Genomic DNA, 20,054 nt, shown 5'->3' with positions numbered 1-20,054 from the left:
TAACGCCGAATTCATTCATTGGTGGCTGACCACCGAGGTAACGTTAGTGTATTAATGGATGACATTTTGCAGAACAATAGTGTGATGGAGATCAAATATATGCTATCAGAGGCTAAAAGATGAATAAGGTTTCTATTCGGTGGTAAGTTTTTTTCTTTCTGGGAGAAAAATCTGTATCACCGCCATAATCTATTAAAAATATTAATTTAATTCTTTTTTGAAAAAAACGACCTTTTCAGTCACTTGGAATCCCAATCCAATGTGCACCTGTTGTGACAGAACATTATCCAATTCGGTATCGGATGCGAGTTCCTTACACCCTTTTTTCCTCCCCCAAGATTGCACTTCGTCTACCAATAGCTTGGCTATCCCACATTTTCTATGGCTTGAAGAAACAAAGATCCCCTCCAGAAAAACCACCGGACTACTGTTACAACCATTGACATAGTCATGTCTGACTGAGGCATCAGCAAAACCCAGTCCGTTACCCGCTTCATCTCGCACAATAAATGAAACCAACTGGCTGGAGGAGATAATCTCTTCCCCATCAGCTTGGTGGGCTGCTGTTGCATGATGAGGCCAGAGCTGTTCTCGCAATGCTATCCATACTGGCAAGTTACTTTCATTTAGCTCTTCGATTAACATAATGATATCTAGGTTATTTTTCATTTATTATGATTAATTCCTGCTGTTTGATATGGAAATATCATACAATCCATTTCTTTTCGGAGGTAATAAAAAATGAAAGTGATTCACTTATCGGATATACATTTAACCCGAAATCGAGATCAAAAATTATTTGATGTAAATCCTTATGAAAACTTTGATTTTGTTTGTGAAGAGATATTAAGAATAAAAAACCTGAACGAGATAGCGTTAATTATCGTTTCCGGTGATATTGCAAATGATGGTGATATCGAAGCATACAAATACTTTTTGCAAAAAATGGAGTCCTTAAGAACAGCTTATATCGCCATACTGGGTAATCATGATCTCAAGGAGAACTTTAATATAGCGATCACAGAAGAAAAAAATCAATTTATGATCCATTCCCGTCAATATAAAAATAATACCTGGCGTATTATTTCAGTCGATACTGTTGTCGAAGGTGAGGATTTTGGTTTTATATCCAAAGATAACTTAGCAGAATTAGAAGAAGAAATGGTTAAAAACAGTGATGTTAATATCGCTATATTTATGCATCACCATGCTATTCCAGTTGGTACACCCATTGTAGATAGCTGCATGTTGAATAATGGTAAAGCATTATTAGATCTTTGTAAGAAATATAAGGTTAAGTTTATCGGTAGCGGGCACGCACACACTTCACGTATTTGTCATCATAATACCATGACAACCTCTGTTGCTCCCGCGGTGGTATTCCAATGGCTGCCAGGTATAGAGACCGTTAAGGTATCAAAAGGCTTTGGTTTCAATATCATTGATTTTTCATCTGAGTTATCTATCACTTCATGTATTTATTAATGACTATTCTCTCGATTTTTCAAGTTGCAGCGCGGTTGGCTGCACTTGTTCATCGCCAACATTCACCTTTCAGATGCAAAACCTAATCAGGTGAAATGCCAAATCGTCTGTGACAAAATAAGTCGATTTCCTTGATCCCCTAATATCTGGAGGAGGAATACCGAAACGGTATTTATGACACAACATGACCCAAGACCATCAACTACAAGTAGAAGCCATTAAATGCGGCACGGTTATCGATCACATTCCCGCCCATGTCGGTTTTAAGTTATTGTCACTGTTCAAACTCACCGAAACAGACCAGCGCATTACCATTGGCCTGAATCTGCCTTCCAACCAACTGGGTAAAAAAGATCTGATTAAGATTGAAAATACTTTTCTGACAGCGCAACAGGCAAACCAGCTCGCCATGTATGCACCACATGCCACCATCAATAACATTGAGAATTATGTTGTCGTCAAAAAGATGCCTATCAATCTGCCAGACCAAATCGACAACGTTCTGGTTTGCCCAAACAGTAACTGCATCAGTCACAATGAACCCGTTAACAGCAGCTTCTACGTTATGTCAGCGAAAGACGATGTGATGTTGCGCTGTAAATATTGTGAGAAAGAGTTTGATCGTCAAGCCGTTATCGATAACGCTTAAGCCATCGACAAGCATGTCCTGTATCCATTGATGCGGGACAGTGGATCACTATAATAGCGATCCAGAAAATTTTTCCATTCAGACGTCAAACAGGAGTTTCTAATGTCACGTTCTATCCATACCGAGAATGCACCCGCCGCAATCGGCCCTTATGTTCAGGGTGTTGATCTGGGCAGCATGGTTATCACTTCCGGCCAGATCCCGGTTGATCCCAAAACTGGTGCGATCCCTGACGAGGTGACGGCTCAAGCCCGTCAATCTTTGGAAAACGTCAAAGCGATTATTGAACAATCTGGCTTGAAAGTGGCTGATATCGTAAAAACCACGGTGTTTGTCAAAGATTTGAATGACTTTGCTGCCGTGAACGCCACTTACGAAGCGTTTTTCGCTGAACATGATGCGCCGTTCCCTGCGCGTTCATGCGTTGAAGTTGCCCGTCTGCCAAAAGATGTGAAAATCGAGATTGAAGCGATCGCCGTTCGTCGCTAAGTTATCCTTCTCTCCGCCCTGATCACTTCGGTATCAGGGCGTTTTGTTTGCCTCTCCTGATAACCTGCTTTTCTTTGTCTGAGATCAACTTTTTAAGTGGTATATTCGCTTAAATGATCTATATATTGTGTTTAAATACGTAAAAATCACTACATATAGTATTTATGCACAAGATTATCCACATCAACACAAAAAACGAACAGTCATGTCATTTTTGTCAGTGGATAACCTATCGAGGAGCCAGATTATGAAAATGGTTGTGACGCAACAGGATAACCGCTACGTTGACGTGAGTCAGGGTAATAGCGGTTGTACATGGCATGATCGGCTGGATCAGGAAATTCGGGGCCTGGTCGAGCAAAGTCATTTATCTCTTCTTAATGAAAATGCCAATAAAGACAGCAGGGTTATTCCGACTCAGCGTGATTTATTGGCGGGGATTGTCGCCCGACAATATGCCAAGCAGCATATTCTGCCGCATGATGTGGTGCAGGCGCATGATAAAGGCGAAATTCACTATCATGACTTGGATTACGCTCCGTTTTTTCCGATGTTCAACTGTATGCTGATCGATTTGCAGGGGATGCTGACCCACGGCTTTAAAATGGGCAATGCGGAGATTGAGACGCCCAAATCCATTGCTACTGCCACTGCGGTCACGGCCCAGATCATCGCGCAAGTTGCCAGCCATATTTATGGCGGCACAACCATTAATCGCATTGATGAAGTCCTCGCGCCTTTTGTGAAAGCCAGTTATGACAAGCATCTGGCCATTGCCAAAAAGTGGCAGATTGCTGATCAGGTGGCCTATGCCGAAGCCCAAACGGAAAAAGAGTGTTATGACGCTTTCCAGTCGCTGGAATATGAAGTCAATACGCTGCATACCGCCAATGGGCAGACGCCGTTTGTTACTTTCGGTTTCGGATTGGGAACAACCAAAGAAGCCCGTCTGATCCAAATCTCGATTCTGCGCAACCGCATTGCGGGTTTGGGAAAAAAGCGCAAAACCGCCGTCTTCCCCAAGCTGGTTTTTACCCTTCGCGATGGGCTGAATCACCGTTTTGGTGATCCCCACTATGACATTAAATTATTGGCGCTGGAGTGTGCCAGTAAACGCATGTACCCCGATATTCTCAATTACGATCAGGTGATCAAGGTCACGGGATCATTTAAAACGCCCATGGGTTGCCGCAGTTTCCTCGGCGTTTATGAGGAAAACGGCCGGCAAGTTCACGAAGGGCGCAATAATTTGGGCGTTATCAGCCTGAACCTGCCGCGCATTGCGCTCGAAGCCAAGGGGAGTGAAGCGGATTTTTGGCAAATTTTGGATCAACGCTTGTTGCTGGCAAAAAAAGCGCTGATGACCCGCATTGCCCGTCTCGAAAATACCCAAGCTCGCGTTGCCCCCATCCTCTATATGGAAGGGGCCTGTGGTGTCCGCCTGAAAGCCGATGACAATATCGCCGAGATCTTCAAACACGGCCGGGCGTCTATCTCATTGGGTTATATCGGCATTCATGAAACGATAAATGCGTTATATGGTCATCACCTTCATCTGTTTGATGATGAACAGCGCCAGCAGAAAGCCATTGCGATGGTTAAACACTTGCGTCAGGCCGTCGATCAATGGAAACGGGAGAGCGGTTATGGGTTTAGTTTGTACAGTACGCCAAGCGAGAATTTATGTGACCGCTTCTGCCGTTTGGATACCGCCGAGTTTGGCGTGATTCAGGGCGTCACGGATAAGGGCTATTACACCAACAGCTTTCATCTGGATGTGGAGAAGAAGGTCAATCCCTACGATAAACTGGACTTTGAAGCGCCCTATCCGCCACTGGCAAACGGGGGTTTTATTTGCTACGGCGAATATCCTAATCTGCAACATAACCTGAAAGCCTTGGAAGATGTCTGGGATTACAGCTATTCACGTGTGCCTTATTATGGCACCAATACGCCCATTGATGAGTGTTACCAATGCGGTTTTACCGGCGAGTTTGCCTGTACCAGCAAAGGATTCACCTGTCCCCAATGTGGCAATCATGATCCCGCCCACGTTTCCGTGACGCGCCGGGTTTGTGGCTACCTCGGCAGCCCTGACGCGCGCCCATTTAATGCCGGTAAGCAGGAAGAGGTAAAACGCCGCGTGAAACATCTTGGCAACGGGCAAGTGGGTTAATGCGATGAATTATCACCAATATTATCCGGTTGATGTGGTCAATGGCCCCGGAACCCGCTGTACGCTGTTTGTGTCAGGTTGCCTGCATCAATGCCGTGGCTGCTATAACCAAAGCACATGGCGCGTCGATTCGGGTCAGCCTTTTACGCCAGCCCTCGAAGATCAGATCATGGCTGACCTGAAAGATCAGCGGATTAAACGGCAAGGTTTGTCATTATCCGGCGGCGATCCGCTGCATCCCCACAATGTTCCCTGCATATTGCGGCTGGTTAAACGGGTACGCGAAGAGTGCCCAGATAAGGATATCTGGCTATGGACAGGTTATGGCCTCAATGAATTAAATGAAGAGCAACAAGCAGTTATCAATCATATCCATGTGCTGGTGGATGGGAAATTTGAACAGGCGTTGTATGATCCCGCGTTAATTTGGCGGGGCAGTCATAATCAGGTTATCCATTATTTCAGGTGAGGAATTTAATCAGGCAGAGCATTAACGCTGCCAATGCAGTTTTTTGCCAAAACCGAGGGTGTTATTCACCATTTTGATTTCATTGAGATTAAGCTGCCAGATGGGAGATTTGGCAGACAGCGCGACAGGAAAACGGCGGCAATAACGCGCTCTGGCGAGGGTTGCGGCTTCACCGCTCAATGGCATGACGTCACCACGAAATTGAATCCCTTTTATTTGTGCGATATTGCGTGTCTGGCCGGCGATCGTCCCTGCAACGACGGGATTGTTTTGCATCATCTTACCGTGGCGGGTATCAGTTTCAGTCATAAACCAGAGCGCCATGCTATCCGCATCAAAGGCATAAAAGCAGTTCGCACACCATAAATCCTGAGCCGAAGAGGTGCACAGCGTGAATACATGTTGCCTGACGAGATATTGGCGAATGATTAAAATTTCTTTATTTGAATCCATATATTTCCATACCGTTATTTTATTCGGATCATAACAGAACACGCTTGATTCCCTATCGGGTGACGTGTTCTGTATTTGACTTACGGCTTACAGGATAAATTATTTATAAATTTCAGCAACGCCATTGAGTTGGTTCTGGCCATTTGCCGAAATAATGCGGAAATACGTTGCGCCAACTTCATCAGCTTTTTTGGATAACTCTGTGGTCAGGCTATCGAGTGTTTCTGCACCGCTAACGGAAACAACACCGACTTTTTCTCCCTTAGCAACTTGAACTTCAGTTGCGGCAAAAGAACCAAAAGAAACCGCACATAGTGCTAAAATAGCCCCAATATTTTTTACATTTTTCATATTTCGCTCCTCTGCTCATTTTTAAGATAGAGTTAATCTCTCGTGATGGCGAGCATGTTATACGCTTGTTCAGACGATGATAATTAGCAATTCTTGCTATAATTTTTCAATTTTTTTGAACAAAAAAATTACCGCGGGTTGATAAATGGCATATAATTTAAGTAAATTCATTTGGTTATATTGGAAATCATCAAAAAATCAGCTTATAACTATGTTTAATACCATACTTAAAACCGCACTTCAGACCACACTTATCACTAAAATATAAATTAAATCCCATAGAAATTAACTTAATAAAATAATTAAAAATAAATAATGAATATTAAAGTCTCTCACTGGTATATCTACCTGATCAGAACCCGGAACGGGAGCCTGTATACCGGAATAACGACCAATATATCCCGTCGATTGATGCAGCATGCAGCCGGAAAAGGGGCAAAATACCTACGAGGAAAAGCGCCATTGATGTTGGTTTATCAGAGTCCAGTCAAGGATAAGGGAGCGGCACTAAAAGTGGAATATCGGGTGAAGAAACTGAGTAAACAGCAAAAAGAAAGGCTAGTTATTGACCAGCCTCTCTGTATAACAACGTATTTAATGCAAATGGGTTCATCTGAGAAGTTTTTCACCCTGGCTATGACCACAGGTGATCAAAATAAGCAGGATAAGTAACCAGACCATGACAATCGCCCTGTGAAATATCAGCCAGGGGGTAGATCAAGAAGTAATCCTCACAATCAGGCCATGGGCAATATAATTGGTATTCATTAGCAAGCTTAAAGCCAAAACGGTAGTAATATTCCGGATCACCCAGCACCACAACCGCTCCATAGCCAAACTCGTTGAGGCTATCCAGCCCTTCATAAACCAATTTTTCACCCAGCCTATGACAACGATACTGTTCCGCCACCGCCAATGGCGTCAAACCAACCCATTGATGATCTTCACCATTGATATCAACGGGCGCGAAACCGGCATAGCCAATCACCTGGCCTTCATCGTCGGTCGCAACAATACCCAATGTCAATAAACCATCTTCTCTTAGTTGATGAATTAACTCAGCTTCTGCCGATGTTTCAAAAGATTGACGTAACAAACGATCAATCCCCATCGCATCAACAGGAATTTCGACTCTGATTAACATGGCGATAACGCGCGATCATTCCGATCAGCGCCCTCCTTCTGTCCCGCTTTGATAAATTCAGCCCGATGCAATAAACCAAAACGAAGGATGGATGGCATAGATTCCCATTCAATGGAATCCATCAGATTTTTCACATGTAGTTCCAATTCTATATTCCCTTCAACCCGCAAACGACGCTGAAAGCTGTAGCAAGAAAACAATGTAGCAAGAAAACAACGTATCAGAAAAGGGATTGCTTACATTGGGAAAATCGATAATAAATCCCTTATTACAAAACGTCTACAGGACAAACATCGGTAAGGGCCATGTTTATAGAGAAAATAGCCGTTTAATGCGCTGGATGAGATAACGAAATTCTTTATTGCGTAGCATACCAACCAAAATGCCCAACACCATATATATCACGCCAAGTAGTAACATCATGCCAATATCTTTGTACACATTGTGCAGCGGCAATCCCATCTGGTTAACCCCTGCGATTGCTTTTGTTGCCCATGTTGATGGCAAGGCCGATGAAATCACCCTGACCCACTCAGGCATCGCCTGAGGCGGCCAAATGGTGCCAGAAATATAGAAGACCGGCGTAGTAATAAAAGCCAACGTCAAATAAATCATTTCCACGCTGCGCAAGCATTCTGTCACCAATTTTCCCAACCCTAATACCGTCAACAGGAACGGGAATGTCAACAACAACACAAGGTAAATCGGCGCATCTTGCCGATACCCTAAGATCCACGGCCACAGGATAAAAAAGATCACTGACAGGAACAGCCAGATGGGGATCAAAGCGGATAATGTTCCCAAATAGACGGGAAGCGGTGGACTGCCCTGGGGGGTTTCCCGTAGGGAAATGCTGACGCGAACACAAGAAATTAACAAGGAGTGTTGCAACAGCATGACTAATAAACCCGGAAAGACTATTGCGGGATAACTGACACCTGGGTTAAATAATCCGATGGTTTCACCCCGAATCGGTTGTAGCAAGATTTTTACCTGCTCAATGCTGAAACCCGATTGCAAAAGCAACATGCCGTCGTACTCTGACAAGAGCTGTTGATAAGCCAGTGACAAATTCTTTTGAATCTGCCCATTGGCGAGGCGATTGGTCGCATCACCATAAACTGGCACAGTGACATTTTGTCCGCTGAGCAGGCGTTTTTCAAAATCCACCGGGACGATGATAATGGCAAAGATGGTTCGCTGTAGCAAGTCACGCCGGGCATGGTCGAGACTATTGTAGCTTTGGGTTTCCACGTTCGCCGTGGAATCAATATTACGGATCAACGCACGGCTCGCATGGCTGTTATCCTGATCGATCACGGCAATCGGTAAATCCCACAAAGAAGGATGAACATAAACCATGCTTATCACACACAACGAAACAATCAATAGCAGCCACATGGGTTTTTCCAACATCCCCAGAAATACATCGCGCAATGTCTGCCAGTATAATGCCCAACTTGCTTTCCCATAGCCCGACATTATGCGACTCCCTCTGATTGATTAAGCCGCTGCCACAAGCGATTGCGGATCAGAAGGCTACAAACCGCAGGATAGATCAGCAATATCAGGCAAATATGCAAAATAATCTGTAACGAGACTTCCCGCAGGAAGATGTCAAACAGGGCATTCAAGGCATAAGTTAATGGTTCAAGAGTAGAGATAACCCTGGCCGGCCATATCATGGAGAGTTCTGGTACGATCATACCGGAAAATGCCAGTGCAATACTGACCAGCATCCCCATCATCGTGTAAGCCGTTATTGCACTGCTGGTGAAAGTAAACAGTAACAAGCCAATGCTTTGCGCAGCGATCACATAGAAAAATCCCACAATCGGCATATACAACGGATTACCGGCGACTTTTGCATCTGAGAAAATCACCAGCGCCGTAATTTCCACCATCAATAGCAGTGTGAAAATCAACGTATAGGGTGCCAATTTCCCCAATAATGCCCCAATGAAAGATTCTGCATCCAAGAGTGGTTTTCCCCTGGCCATTGTATAGATAGTGCATGTGACGACAAAAAGCTGTAATAGGTGAATGGTTGCCGCAAATTGCTGGAAATAAATATAACTGCCACTGGCGTTAAACAAACTGTCATAGGACATCGTTGCTTTGGCTAACGGCGGTAATTGCCGCCCCATTTCGGCAGCAATGATTGTGCGGTATTTGGCATTCGTTTCTGCCATCAATCCGCTGAAATCCTGGATTGAGTAGCGCCCGGCTCCATAAAACAGGGCATTGTAATAGATACTTATCGTCGGCTGTTTTCCACTTAAAGCCTCTTTTTCAAAATCCTCTGGAATATAAAGCAGCGCGTAATCCTGCGCCCGGCGTATACGTTCTATGGATTCCGGCAAGCTATTGTTATAAGACTTGATATCCGCATGGGGGGCGGCATTCAAATTGCGAATAAAGGTACGTGATTGCGCGCTCTGGTCGTTATCCACAACAGAGACAGGTAAGTTAAACAGGGTGCCTTCTGAAAAATTGGCACTCGTTAAGATAAACAGCAGCAAAGGGAATAGCCAACTCAGCCAGTGAAAAACCGGACTGTGCAGCGCAGCGCTAAATTCCTGGGTAAATCTTTGCTCAAAACTTCCCCATACCGCTTTTATATTCATCAGGCCACCTTACTTATCCCAGAGCCATAACGCACTCATGCCCGGACGTAAGCCATCGACGGGTTGCAAGGGATATAAGCGAACCTCAAAGGTTCTCAGATCAAAATCGCCCGTCGCACGGGTTGCCCGTTTTGTCGCATAATCCCCCATTGGCGCGATATAGCGGATTTCAGCCTCAATCTCTTGATTGCCCAGGGCAGGGACACGCAATTTAATTTTGTCGCCCTTGCGAACGTTGGCCAAAATATTTTCCCGCAGGTTATAGACAAAATAAGCCTCTGAAATACGTACCAATGTCGCCAACGGACTACTGGCATTAAAAAGTTGCCCTACTTCCGCGGGTAATGGCCCGACTTCACCATTAACGGGGGCTTTAACTTGCAGATCATCGCGCTGTATTTCCAATTCACGCAGATTTTCTTCTGCTTCATTCAATGCTGCCTGAAGCTGCCGCCGTAATTCTATGCGGTCTCCATTTTTCCCTTCATCCAGCGCTGCCTTAGCTCCCAGCATCTTCTGATAGGCAATATCCCGTGCGCTACGTGCATTATCCAGATCAGTGGCGGACACATAACCATTGGTTGATATATTTTTGAGCCGATCAAATTCACGTTGTGCATTGTTGTATCCTGATTGGGCCTGTGCAAGAGCGGCTTCTAAACTTCGAATGGTCTCCTCACTCGTCCCATTCAGGGATAATTCAAGTTTTGCCTTAGCTTGATCGCGTGTCGCTTGCGCCGCGCCAACTTTGGCTGCCAGTTCGGGGCTGTCAAGACTTACCATCAATTGCCCCACTTTAACGTTATCACCTCGTTCAACATGAACCTTAACGACTCGCCCCGCAACCTTGGAAGCCACGATGACTTCCGGCGCATCAACCTCTCCCTGCAACAAAAGTTCCTGACTATGGGAACGGAAAAGCACGGCCATTGCGATCAGGAAAATGATCAGTAAGATGGTGAAAAGTGTTCTTTTCTTCATTATGTTCTGTAAGCCCCAAGCGTACTATCAGGTCAACATTCTCCACTGCCTAAATTTTAGCACTTTCAGGAGAAATGCCTTTGATTAGTTATAAATATCGCTGTAAATCATATTAAAGCCACAAACAAAGTAATATTGATCTAAAATATTATTATAATAGCATTATATTTTTAACAAATATAAAACATTTAAATAGGTTTTCATCATAGTGAGAGCTTGCAATCTTGTCCCGTGCGCCGCGCGGGACAAGATTGACGCCTGTCATTTTGAAACGCTATTTAATACATCATCATATAAAGCCGAATAGTGACCATGAAATAATTAGTTAAATAATATTTATATTATTGGGTTGATGAACAGGATAGATTAATCTCTTAACTCTTTTTCACTCAAGATAATTATTGGCGATAAAAAGATAATAAAAGAATGGCGATAAACAGAAAGTCATTATGCAATAAAATTACATCTTATATTGACCACTACAAATTCTTATATATTAAAACCAATAAATGCCATTCTGTTGTTTCAAGCCCTCTCGACAGAGATTCACTTTAATCATCATCCGTTGATTTGATTGCACGGAATAGAATAATAAACCAACAATGATTCACATTAATTTATGCTTCATGCTGCCTTTCTTCTCATCTGCAAGAAGGTATCAAGGCCTTGCTGTTTTATGCAAAATGATTGATAAAGAAAGTTATATTGATCAAAAATTGATTTTATGTTGGAATAAAAAACCTCACAAAAACAAAATGTCAGATCAATAATCTGATTGTTAACTATTAAGCAGAATTTGTTAACTGTTTTGTGATATCTCAAGTCAAGCCATGTCGTGGTGTCATCTCTTTCATTGCGTCACTACCTGACGCTTTTATCCCTGATGACACAACTCATCGCAAACAGTAAATAGTAAGTAATATCCTGAAATGGATAGATTTACTGCTGACTATCACCGGGTATTTTTTATTGTTACAGGTTTATAGATATGAACAGAAAATTCGATAAGCCGTGGCTACAGCATCAGCAACATTTGGTGAAACGTGTAGCTTGGATAAACATTGTCACCCAACTTGTGTTTCCCGCTGCTAGTGTATTTTCCCCCGCTATCGCTGCTGCCAAAACCCCTTCAACGTTTAAAAATGAAAAATGGGCTTTACCAACAGAGCCTTATATTCTGAAATCAGGAGAAACTATCGGTATTATCGCCAAACGTTATGGTTTAACTGTTTCTGATTTAAAAAAAATTAACCAGTTGCGTGCTTTTGATAAGCCTTTTACCACGCTCGAAGTGGGTAGTGAGATTGATGTTCCAAAACCTCGAAACAATAAATTTCTGCCTTTTAACTATCCTTCACTCAGGCAGCCTTCAATAGAACTATTTTCATCTTCGTCAGAACAGCCTTCCTTAAGCCAGACCACATTAAAACACTTTTCATTAGAGCAACCGCCATTAAACGAAACGGTGACGGTTATTACAGACGAAAATATCAGTACAGACGAAAATGCCAGTCGTTTGGCTGAGTTTTCCTCTCGCATTACCCAGTTGCTGGCTAATGGCAACATTAAAGATAATGCAGCAAGTCAATTAAACAGTCTGGTAATGGAAGAGGCCAATCAGAAAATTCAAAATTGGTTGGGGCGCTATGGCACAACTCGTGTGCAAATCAATATGGATGATCATGGCCGTTTGAGTGACAGCCAATTTGATATGCTATTGCCGCTGTATGATACCTATCACCAGATGGCCTTTACCCAGTTTGGCCTGCGCCATATTGATAAACGCAACACCGCCAATATTGGTTTTGGTCAACGCCATTTTTTTGACGATGGGATGTTGGGCTACAATGTTTTCTTTGACCACGATATCACTGGCAATAATAGCCGGCTCGGCCTTGGTACAGAATATGCCCGCAATTACCTCAAATTGGCGGCAAACGGCTATTTGCGGTTAAGCAATTGGAAAGAATCCCGCCTTTTGACTGATTATGATGAGCGCCCCGCCAATGGCTTCGACTTGCGAGCAGAAGGCTATTTGCCCTCTTTACCACAGCTCGGAGGCAAGCTGATGTATGAGCAATACTTCGGAGACGAAGTTGGACTCATAAGCAAAGACCAACGCAAGAAAGATCCTGCCGCCTTTACTGTCGGGGTTAATTACACGCCTATCCCATTGCTGACTTTCGGTATTGACCGCAAACAAGATATGTCCGGTGATGGGGAGACCCTGTTCAATATAGAACTGAATTATGAGATTGGTACGCCGTGGGCCAAACAGATTGATCCGGATGCCGTAGCGTTTAAACATTCTCTGCAAGGCAGCCGCTATGATTTGGTTGATCGCAATAATCAGATTGTTTTGGAATATCGCAAACGTGAAGTGATCTCTCTGACAATAGATAACCTGATTACGGGTCATGCAAGAGAGAGCAAACCGCTCCATATCAGTGTCAGCAGCAAGTATGGGTTTAAAGATATCCAATGGGAAGCAGCGGGATTTTTTGCCAATGGGGGTAAGATACAGCATCAAGGTGGTACACACTATCTGTTGATCTTGCCAAAATATCAACCTCAGGGGCCCAACACCTACACGGTTGGGGCAACGGCTTACGATGAGCACGGCAATGCGTCTAAGCGGGCTGAAATGAAGGTACAAGTGCTCCCCGCCATCGTTAATGCCGATAAATCCACCTTCTCGACAAAAGACAAAGAGCTATTGGCTGATGGTCATGCTACCACCCTCCTGACATTAACCTTGAAAAACCAGAATGACAAACCCATCCGCGGAATTGCCTCAGAAATCAAATTGGTCTCAAGTGGATTACAAGGCAGTGGCAGCGATCCGAAGATCGATGACATGAAAGAAGTTCAGCCGGGGGTTTATCAATCCAAGCTCACAGCCGGCGAAAAGATCGGAGTACTAAAAATTACTCCGGAAATAGAGGGGGTTACCATCAAGCCCATCGCAATCCTATTCGTTCATCCTGAGGCACCAATCATCACGAACTTGACCATAAAGGGCAAATTAGAGATGGGACAGAAATTGAGTGCTACCTATACCTTTAATGCTAATCATGGCGACAAAACGGATAAATCGCGCTATGTGTGGGGTAATAAGGGCAATATTGACATGACCAAAGGCCGGACAATAACACAATCAGGCAAGGTGCCTGACTATATATTGACACTGGCCGATGCGGGTCGGGTGAAAGAAGTTGCTGTGCAAGCACAAAACGCGATGGATCTTATCGGCAATACACAGAGCGTGGATACCAGCATGAGTACCGAACAGGGAAACGAGACTCATGATGGCGGAAATAAAGGCACTGTCAGAGGGCTTGCCGATGATATGGCGATCACGGCAACTGCTGATAAGGTTAGAAAAGAACAACCGATTATGCTGAAAATTGAAACGCTAAATGACGGAAAAATAGCCCGCAATGTAGCGGTCAAAGTTAAAGCGATTCAGGCACAGAATCGCCAAGATGGGAATGAAAAAATCACCGCATTATTTGATAGCAAATCAGGTGAATACCAAGGTTTTACGAATGATGAAGGTGTTCTGTCTATTGCTGTGGCCGACCCGAATGGACTCGGTGTGAAGACGACGTTGTCTATCTCGGTAGGTGGTACTGCTGATCCACAAACTAAAGATGTCATTTTTACTGTAGCTACCAGCCCAGACGTTTCCGTGGCTCATTTTTGGGGGCATATGGCTGATACCCTAGTGGGTAAAAATGGCGTTGTCTTTTACCGCCCTCGATTAAAAGCAGAACTATCTGCTCATTTGGCCGCAAATGATGACATTGAAGAAAATGGAGAAATATGGCCGCGCCGTACCTTCCAAGGAGCTGAATGGTACTGCAAGCATATACAAAAAAAATTACCAACAAAAAATGATTTAATGGCTCTGTACCAGGCCCATCCGAACAATGCAATACATGACCACCTTGGTTGGCCTGAACGTCGCTCCTATCGTTCTGCCACGCCAGAGAAAGATGAACATTACGCTGTGAATATCGCCCAAGGATTTGAACATGTCGTAAATGATCAAGTCCTTGATTACGTCACCTGTAAAGAATAGTACTATTTGCCAGTCATTCTCAGTTCTTGGCTAAAAAATCCGCCCTACGGGGCGGATAATACTTTCCCGCTCCCCTTATTAATTACAAAATGAAAAGATATGTACGAATTTAACCTCGTGTTGTTATTACTTCAGCAGATGTGTGTCTATCTGGTGATCGCTTGGCTCCTGAGTAAAACGCCCCTGTTTATTCCCCTGTTGCAAGTGACCGTCCGTTTACCCCATAAGCTGATGTGTTACGTGATTTTTTCCATCTTTTGCATTATGGGCACCTATTTTGGGCTGAATGTTAACGATTCAATTGCCAATACCCGTGCAATTGGCGCTGTGCTGGGCGGCTTCCTCGGCGGGCCAACCGTCGGGGCGATGGTGGGATTCACCGGCGGACTGCACCGTTATTCGCTCGGTGGCATGACCGCCTTTAGCTGTATGGTATCCACCATTGTCGAAGGAGTATTGGGTGGTCTTGTCCATATTTATCTGATGAAAAAAGGACAGCTCAATAAGTTATTGAATCCGTGGACAGCGGCCGTTGTCACTTTCTTTGCTGAATGCACGCAAATGGGCATTATCCTGCTGCTTGCCAATCCTTTCGGTGAAGCGCTGAGTTTGGTGAAAGATATCGCCGCCCCTATGATCATCGCCAATAGTATCGGGGCGGCCATGTTCATTCGTATCTTATTGGACAGGCGTGCCATTTTCAAAAAATATACCAGTGCCTTTTCTGCCCAAGCACTGAAAATTGCGGTCTGTACAGAAGGCATTTTGCGGAAGGGTTTTAATGAAGATAACAGTATGCGCGTGGCGAAAGTGATCTACCAAGAGTTAGAGATCGGGGCGGTAGCGATTACGGACAGAGAAAAGTTACTGGCATTTATTGGTATTGGTTCGGATCATCATCTACCGGGTACGCCGATTGCGGCTAAACAATCTCGTCGTGCGATTGAAAATAATGAGGTCGTGTATGCTGATGGCAATGAAACCCCTTATTGTTGTTCCCTTAGCCCAACCTGCAAACTGGGTTCCGCACTGGTGATCCCGTTGCGGGGAGAAAATCAACAGGTCATCGGCACAATCAAACTTTACGAAGCCAAGAATCGCTTATTTAGCTCCATCAATCGCACATTGGGCGAGGGAATTGCCAGTCTGCTCTCTGCCCAAATTCTTGCCGGACAGTATGAACGGAATAAGCAATCTTTACTGCAATCAGAAATCAAGCTCCTTCACGCGCAAGTGAATCCTCACTTTTTATTTAATGCCTTAAATACATTGCAAGCCGTTATCCGTCGGGATAGCCAGCAGGCAGGCCAGCTTGTGCAGTATCTCTCGACCTTTTTCCGTAAGAATTTAAAGCGGCCTGAAGATATCGCCACACTGGACAATGAGATAGAGCATGTAAATGCTTACTTACAAATTGAGAAAGCCCGTTTCCGGGAACACCTTCAGATTGCCATCGAGATACCTGAGTCCCTGCGTAATGCACGGTTACCGGCCTTTTCCCTCCAACCCATGGTAGAAAATGCCATAAAACATGGCACATCACAGTTACTGGAGACAGGAAGAATTACGATTAGGGCCCATCAGGAAGCCAATTTACTCTTGGTGGAGATTGAAGATAATGCCGGGCTGTATTGCCCCCAAAAAATGGGGGATGGTCTTGGGATGAGTTTAGTAGATAAACGTCTGCGGCTTCGTTATGGTACACAGTATGGGGTACGAGTTGATTGTCAGCCGGAAGCATTTACCCGTGTCATTTTGTGTTTACCCTTAGAAAAAGAGACAAAAAAAGCGGCGTAAAGATGAATATATTGATTGTTGATGATGAGCCATTGGCGCGTGAAAATCTGCGTTGTCTGCTGGAAGAGGAAACCGATATTCAAATCATGGGGGAATGTGCCAATGCCGTAGAAGCGATTGGTGCCATTCATCGCCTGAAACCTGATGTCGTCTTCCTCGATATTCAAATGCCCCGCATTACCGGACTGGAAATGGTTGGTATGCTCGATCCTGAGCATCGCCCTTATATTGTCTTTCTGACTGCGTTCGATGAATATGCGGTACAAGCCTTTGAAGAACATGCTTTCGATTATTTATTGAAGCCACTGGAAAAAGAGCGCCTGAGCAAAACGCTGCAACGATTACGTTCTGGTTATCAAAAGCAAAATCTGGCAGATATTCAACGTGAAGATGAACAACTGAAATATATTCCCTGTACCGGGCATAGCCGAATCTGGCTGATGCCATTGGATGATGTGCTGTATGTCACTTCCCGGCTGAGCGGGGTCTATGTCATGAGTGCCAGCGGACAAGAAGGCTTTACTGAGTTGACGCTGCGTACGCTGGAAACCCGCACGTCACTCACCCGCTGTCATCGCCAGTATTTGGTTAACATGACGCAATTACGAGAGATTGTTTTTGGTGAAAATGGTCAGGCAGAGCTGGTTCTCAGCAATGATGAGCGTATTCCGGTAAGCCGTCGTTACTTGAAACCGCTTAAAGAAGCATTGGGGTTAAATTAATCGTCAATTAGGGCATAATTTCCTCACCCTACAGGAAAAATAAACAAAGGAAATGACCTTGGCGGATTTTTATCTCAAAATTAATACCAACCGAATGATACTGAAAAACCTCAAAAATCAGCAACAGCTAGAGATTAAAGGGAATTTCAGTACCTCACGTTTACTGATCGGTGATTTTTATAACGCAGAATTTCAGTTACATGCTCTGCTCAATCAGCATGGCTTCCTGAAAGGGATTAAGTGGCTTTTTGAGGGAAAACACCGTGTGCTGATTCATCCATTGGATCAAAGCGAAGGAGGACTGTGCCCTGTGGAAGAGCGGATTTTGCAGGAAGTGGCACATGCTGGTTTCAGAGGCAGGTTAAGAAAGACGGTTATTCATCAAGGTGAGTGCTTACTTTCAGATATTGAGGCCAAGGCCGAATTGAATAAACGTATCACTAAGAAAACAGCCTGAATTTAATTCAACGTTTATATAACTCATGTCGTGTGACATGCTTTTTAACAGAATCAGTAAGATAAATAGCAAAAGCCCTTTCTCCATGACAGAGAAAGGGCTTTTTTAATTCATCGTTGCGATATGTTCAATACAACGATGAATCAAGCAAGTCTCAATGAGCGCTTATACGTTGCCATTGCTTTGACGACGACGTGGTGCACCACCATTGAAATCATCGTTGCTGCGACCGCGGAAACCACCACGCTCACCGCCGCCACGACGTTCGTTGTTAAAACGACGACCACCGTTATTGCTGAAACCGTCACGGTCACGACGTGGGCCATTGCCACCATTACCGCCGTTACCATTACCAGTGCGGCCACCACGACGCTCACGGCGTTCAAAAGGTTGCGCCTCACCCATCAACTGCATATTCATAGGCTTGTTCAGAATACGGGTACGGGTGAAGTGAGACAGTAATTCTCCCGGCATGCCTTTTGGCAGTTCAATTGTAGAGTGGGTCGCAAACAGTTTGATGTTACCGATATAACGGCTGCTGATATCACCTTCGTTTGCAATTGCACCCACAATGTGACGAACTTCAACGCCATCATCACGGCCAACTTCAATGCGATACAGTTCCATATCACCCACGTCACGACGTTCGCGACGAGGGCGATCACCGCGCTCACTTCGCTCACCTCTGTCGCGCTCACCAAAGCCGTTGCTATTGTTATTGCGACGACGGTCATCACGATCACGATCGTTGAACTCACGACGTGGACGACGTACTGGATCAGGTGGCAGGATCAGTGGGCGCTCACCCTGTGCCATTTTCAGCAGGGCGGCTGCCAGTGTATCCATATCCAGTTCATCGCTGGTACCCAACTTGGACAGCAATGCACGATATTGATCCAGATCGCTGCTTTCCAGTTGTTGCTGAACATTGGCCGCGAACTTCTCCAGACGACGCTGGCCCAGAAGCTCTGCATTTGGCAGTTCAACTTCTGGAATGGTCAGTTTCATGGTGCGTTCAACGTTACGCAGCAAACGACGCTCACGGTTTTCAACAAACAGCAGGGCACGACCCGCACGGCCTGCACGACCGGTACGACCAATGCGGTGTACATAAGATTCTGCATCCATTGGGATGTCGTAGTTAACGACCAAGCTGATGCGATCAACATCCAGGCCACGCGCGGCAACATCAGTCGCAATCAGAATGTCCAAACGGCCATCTTTCAGGCGCTCAAGTGTCTGCTCACGCAGCGCCTGATTCATGTCACCATTCAGGGCCGCAGAGTTGTAGCCGTTACGTTCCAGTGTTTCTGCAACTTCCAGCGTGGCATTCTTGGTGCGCACGAAAATAATCGCCGCATCGAAATCTTCTGCTTCGAGGAAACGCACCAGCGCTTCATTTTTGCGCATACCGTAGACAGACCAGTAGCTTTGGCTGATGTCAGGACGGTTAGTCACACTGCTCTGAATACGCACTTCCTGCGGATCATTCATGAAACGACGGGTAATGCGGCGAATCGCTTCTGGCATTGTCGCTGAGAACAGCGCAGTTTGGTGTTCAGCCGGGATCTGGCTCATGATGTTTTCAACATCTTCGATAAAGCCCATACGCAACATTTCGTCGGCTTCATCCAGTACCAAACCTTTCAGGTTAGACAGATCCAAGGTTCCACGTTTCAGGTGGTCGAGCAAACGTCCCGGCGTTCCCACCACAACTTGTGGCCCCTGACGCAAGGCACGTAATTGAACGTCATAACGTTGTCCGCCGTACAGCGCAACAACATTCACATTGCGCATATGCTTGGAAAAGTCTGAACACGCTTCAGCCACCTGCACCGCCAGTTCACGGGTTGGCGCTAACACAAGGATCTGTGGCGCTTTAAGTTCAGCATCAATGTTATGCAATAACGGCAAGCTGAAAGCAGCGGTTTTACCACTACCCGTCTGTGCCATACCCAGCACATCACGGCCGTTCAGCAGGTGGGGAATACATTGTTGTTGAATAGGAGAAGGCTTTTCATAGCCCATGTCTTCCAGTGCAGAAAGAATAGGTGCCGATAAACCTAAATCAGCAAAAGAGATTTCAGTCTCAGTGGTCATGTAATGGTGCCTCATTGATCGTGGCGGCCAGTCTACATAACACAGTGAAAAGAATTTCTGTCATTTTCAT

The 20,054-nt window shown here is 44.9% G+C and carries 18 protein-coding genes and 1 pseudogene; 10 read left to right on the top strand and 9 right to left on the bottom strand.

The features are described 5' to 3' along the window. Positions 1 to 201: 201 nt before the first annotated feature. Positions 202 to 669 (bottom strand): aminoglycoside 6'-N-acetyltransferase, encoded by a 468-nt coding sequence (gene aac(6') / locus XDD1_RS02390; RefSeq protein WP_231854448.1) that lies wholly within the window; start codon positions 667 to 669, stop codon positions 202 to 204. 72 nt (positions 670 to 741) lie between these two features. Between aac(6') and XDD1_RS02385 the strand changes: the two genes are divergently transcribed. The 5 genes from XDD1_RS02385 to nrdG all read left to right on the top strand — a co-directional run bounded on the left by XDD1_RS02385 (position 742) and on the right by nrdG (position 5,268). Beyond that, positions 742 to 1,485, top strand: coding sequence for a metallophosphoesterase family protein (locus XDD1_RS02385; RefSeq protein WP_045968347.1), 744 nt, complete (start codon positions 742 to 744; stop codon positions 1,483 to 1,485). Between the two features lie 184 nt (positions 1,486 to 1,669). Then, positions 1,670 to 2,134, top strand: a complete 465-nt coding sequence (gene pyrI, locus XDD1_RS02380) for an aspartate carbamoyltransferase regulatory subunit (RefSeq protein ID WP_045968346.1) — start codon at positions 1,670 to 1,672, stop codon at positions 2,132 to 2,134. 102 nt (positions 2,135 to 2,236) lie between these two features. Then, positions 2,237 to 2,623 (top strand): 2-iminobutanoate/2-iminopropanoate deaminase, encoded by a 387-nt coding sequence (gene ridA / locus XDD1_RS02375; protein WP_045968345.1) that lies wholly within the window; start codon positions 2,237 to 2,239, stop codon positions 2,621 to 2,623. A gap of 205 nt (positions 2,624 to 2,828) precedes the next feature. Next, entirely contained in the window at positions 2,829 to 4,799 is a 1,971-nt protein-coding gene (gene nrdD / locus XDD1_RS02370) for an anaerobic ribonucleoside-triphosphate reductase (RefSeq protein WP_148885927.1), read from the top strand. Between the two features lie 4 nt (positions 4,800 to 4,803). Next, positions 4,804 to 5,268 carry an anaerobic ribonucleoside-triphosphate reductase-activating protein gene (gene nrdG / locus XDD1_RS02365; RefSeq protein ID WP_045973293.1) on the top strand — a complete coding sequence of 155 codons (465 nt, stop codon included), beginning with the start codon at positions 4,804 to 4,806 and terminating at the stop codon, positions 5,266 to 5,268. Positions 5,269 to 5,289: 21 nt separating this feature from the next. On the opposite strand, the gene XDD1_RS02360 is transcribed toward nrdG, so the two are convergent. Together XDD1_RS02360 and bhsA are read right to left on the bottom strand one after the other, a co-directional pair. Then, positions 5,290 to 5,721, bottom strand: coding sequence for a YhbP family protein (locus tag XDD1_RS02360; RefSeq protein WP_045968344.1), 432 nt, complete (start codon positions 5,719 to 5,721; stop codon positions 5,290 to 5,292). Positions 5,722 to 5,820: 99 nt separating this feature from the next. Further along, positions 5,821 to 6,072 (bottom strand): multiple stress resistance protein BhsA, encoded by a 252-nt coding sequence (bhsA, locus tag XDD1_RS02355; protein WP_045968343.1) that lies wholly within the window; start codon positions 6,070 to 6,072, stop codon positions 5,821 to 5,823. Between the two features lie 321 nt (positions 6,073 to 6,393). On the opposite strand from bhsA, the gene XDD1_RS02350 reads away from it, so the two are divergent. Further along, the gene (locus tag XDD1_RS02350) at positions 6,394 to 6,744 is read left to right on the top strand and encodes a GIY-YIG nuclease family protein (RefSeq protein ID WP_269450550.1); all 351 of its coding nucleotides are present in this window, start codon (positions 6,394 to 6,396) and stop codon (positions 6,742 to 6,744) included. On the opposite strand, the gene XDD1_RS02345 is transcribed toward XDD1_RS02350, so the two are convergent. The 5 genes and pseudogenes from XDD1_RS02345 to XDD1_RS02325 all read right to left on the bottom strand — a co-directional run bounded on the left by XDD1_RS02345 (position 6,707) and on the right by XDD1_RS02325 (position 10,824). Next, positions 6,707 to 7,216 carry a GNAT family N-acetyltransferase gene (locus XDD1_RS02345; RefSeq protein WP_045968341.1) on the bottom strand — a complete coding sequence of 170 codons (510 nt, stop codon included), beginning with the start codon at positions 7,214 to 7,216 and terminating at the stop codon, positions 6,707 to 6,709. The two genes, XDD1_RS02350 and XDD1_RS02345, sit on opposite strands and share 38 nt — an antisense overlap. Then, a pseudogene (locus XDD1_RS02340) lies at positions 7,210 to 7,398 on the bottom strand (ubiquinone anaerobic biosynthesis accessory factor UbiT); the annotation flags it as partial. The pseudogene XDD1_RS02340 and the gene XDD1_RS02345, both read right to left, overlap by 7 nt. A gap of 127 nt (positions 7,399 to 7,525) precedes the next feature. Continuing rightward, complete coding sequence (locus XDD1_RS02335) at positions 7,526 to 8,698, bottom strand: ABC transporter permease (RefSeq protein ID WP_045968339.1); 1,173 nt, start codon at positions 8,696 to 8,698, stop codon at positions 7,526 to 7,528. After that, positions 8,698 to 9,843, bottom strand: coding sequence for an ABC transporter permease (locus tag XDD1_RS02330; RefSeq protein WP_045968338.1), 1,146 nt, complete (start codon positions 9,841 to 9,843; stop codon positions 8,698 to 8,700). The genes XDD1_RS02335 and XDD1_RS02330 overlap by 1 nt, the downstream gene beginning before the upstream one ends. 9 nt (positions 9,844 to 9,852) lie before the next feature. Further along, entirely contained in the window at positions 9,853 to 10,824 is a 972-nt protein-coding gene (locus XDD1_RS02325; protein ID WP_045968337.1) for an HlyD family secretion protein, read from the bottom strand. A gap of 988 nt (positions 10,825 to 11,812) precedes the next feature. Here XDD1_RS02325 and XDD1_RS02320 point away from each other — a divergent pair. The 4 genes from XDD1_RS02320 to XDD1_RS02305 all read left to right on the top strand — a co-directional run bounded on the left by XDD1_RS02320 (position 11,813) and on the right by XDD1_RS02305 (position 17,884). Further along, positions 11,813 to 14,908, top strand: coding sequence for an inverse autotransporter beta domain-containing protein (locus XDD1_RS02320; protein ID WP_052705627.1), 3,096 nt, complete (start codon positions 11,813 to 11,815; stop codon positions 14,906 to 14,908). 99 nt (positions 14,909 to 15,007) lie between these two features. Further along, entirely contained in the window at positions 15,008 to 16,705 is a 1,698-nt protein-coding gene (locus XDD1_RS02315) for a sensor histidine kinase (RefSeq protein WP_045968336.1), read from the top strand. Between the two features lie 2 nt (positions 16,706 to 16,707). Further along, positions 16,708 to 17,427 (top strand): two-component system response regulator BtsR, encoded by a 720-nt coding sequence (btsR, locus tag XDD1_RS02310; RefSeq protein WP_045968335.1) that lies wholly within the window; start codon positions 16,708 to 16,710, stop codon positions 17,425 to 17,427. Positions 17,428 to 17,521: 94 nt separating this feature from the next. Continuing rightward, entirely contained in the window at positions 17,522 to 17,884 is a 363-nt protein-coding gene (locus XDD1_RS02305; protein WP_167541618.1) for a hypothetical protein, read from the top strand. Positions 17,885 to 18,049: 165 nt separating this feature from the next. Here XDD1_RS02305 and XDD1_RS02300 read toward each other — a convergent pair whose 3' ends face one another. Continuing rightward, a complete protein-coding gene (locus XDD1_RS02300; RefSeq protein ID WP_045968334.1) occupies positions 18,050 to 19,984 on the bottom strand; it encodes a DEAD/DEAH family ATP-dependent RNA helicase in 1,935 nt (644 codons plus the stop codon). Positions 19,985 to 20,054 lie beyond the last annotated feature (70 nt).

It is taken from the genome of Xenorhabdus doucetiae (genome assembly GCF_000968195.1).
Classification (GTDB): Bacteria; Pseudomonadota; Gammaproteobacteria; order Enterobacterales; family Enterobacteriaceae; genus Xenorhabdus; species Xenorhabdus doucetiae.
Note: the sequence above shows the minus strand (reverse complement) of the source record. Positions and strands in the feature narration are given on the sequence as shown.

Bases quoted from the DNA above. Each gene is read 5' to 3' on its own strand.
- XDD1_RS02385 (WP_045968347.1), top strand. From the start codon at position 742: ATGAAAGTGATTCACTTATCGGATATACATTTAACCCGAAATCGAGAT.
- pyrI (WP_045968346.1), top strand. From the start codon at position 1,670: ATGACCCAAGACCATCAACTACAAGTAGAAGCCATTAAATGCGGCACG.
- ridA (WP_045968345.1), top strand. From the start codon at position 2,237: ATGTCACGTTCTATCCATACCGAGAATGCACCCGCCGCAATCGGCCCT.
- nrdD (WP_148885927.1), top strand. From the start codon at position 2,829: ATGTCATTTTTGTCAGTGGATAACCTATCGAGGAGCCAGATTATGAAA.
- nrdG (WP_045973293.1), top strand. From the start codon at position 4,804: ATGAATTATCACCAATATTATCCGGTTGATGTGGTCAATGGCCCCGGA.
- XDD1_RS02360 (WP_045968344.1), bottom strand. From the start codon at position 5,721: ATGGATTCAAATAAAGAAATTTTAATCATTCGCCAATATCTCGTCAGG.
- bhsA (WP_045968343.1), bottom strand. From the start codon at position 6,072: ATGAAAAATGTAAAAAATATTGGGGCTATTTTAGCACTATGTGCGGTT.
- XDD1_RS02345 (WP_045968341.1), bottom strand. From the start codon at position 7,216: ATGTTAATCAGAGTCGAAATTCCTGTTGATGCGATGGGGATTGATCGT.
- XDD1_RS02335 (WP_045968339.1), bottom strand. From the start codon at position 8,698: ATGTCGGGCTATGGGAAAGCAAGTTGGGCATTATACTGGCAGACATTG.
- XDD1_RS02330 (WP_045968338.1), bottom strand. From the start codon at position 9,843: ATGAATATAAAAGCGGTATGGGGAAGTTTTGAGCAAAGATTTACCCAG.
- XDD1_RS02325 (WP_045968337.1), bottom strand. From the start codon at position 10,824: ATGAAGAAAAGAACACTTTTCACCATCTTACTGATCATTTTCCTGATC.
- XDD1_RS02320 (WP_052705627.1), top strand. From the start codon at position 11,813: ATGAACAGAAAATTCGATAAGCCGTGGCTACAGCATCAGCAACATTTG.
- XDD1_RS02315 (WP_045968336.1), top strand. From the start codon at position 15,008: ATGTACGAATTTAACCTCGTGTTGTTATTACTTCAGCAGATGTGTGTC.
- btsR (WP_045968335.1), top strand. From the start codon at position 16,708: ATGAATATATTGATTGTTGATGATGAGCCATTGGCGCGTGAAAATCTG.
- XDD1_RS02305 (WP_167541618.1), top strand. From the start codon at position 17,522: ATGATACTGAAAAACCTCAAAAATCAGCAACAGCTAGAGATTAAAGGG.
- XDD1_RS02300 (WP_045968334.1), bottom strand. From the start codon at position 19,984: ATGACCACTGAGACTGAAATCTCTTTTGCTGATTTAGGTTTATCGGCA.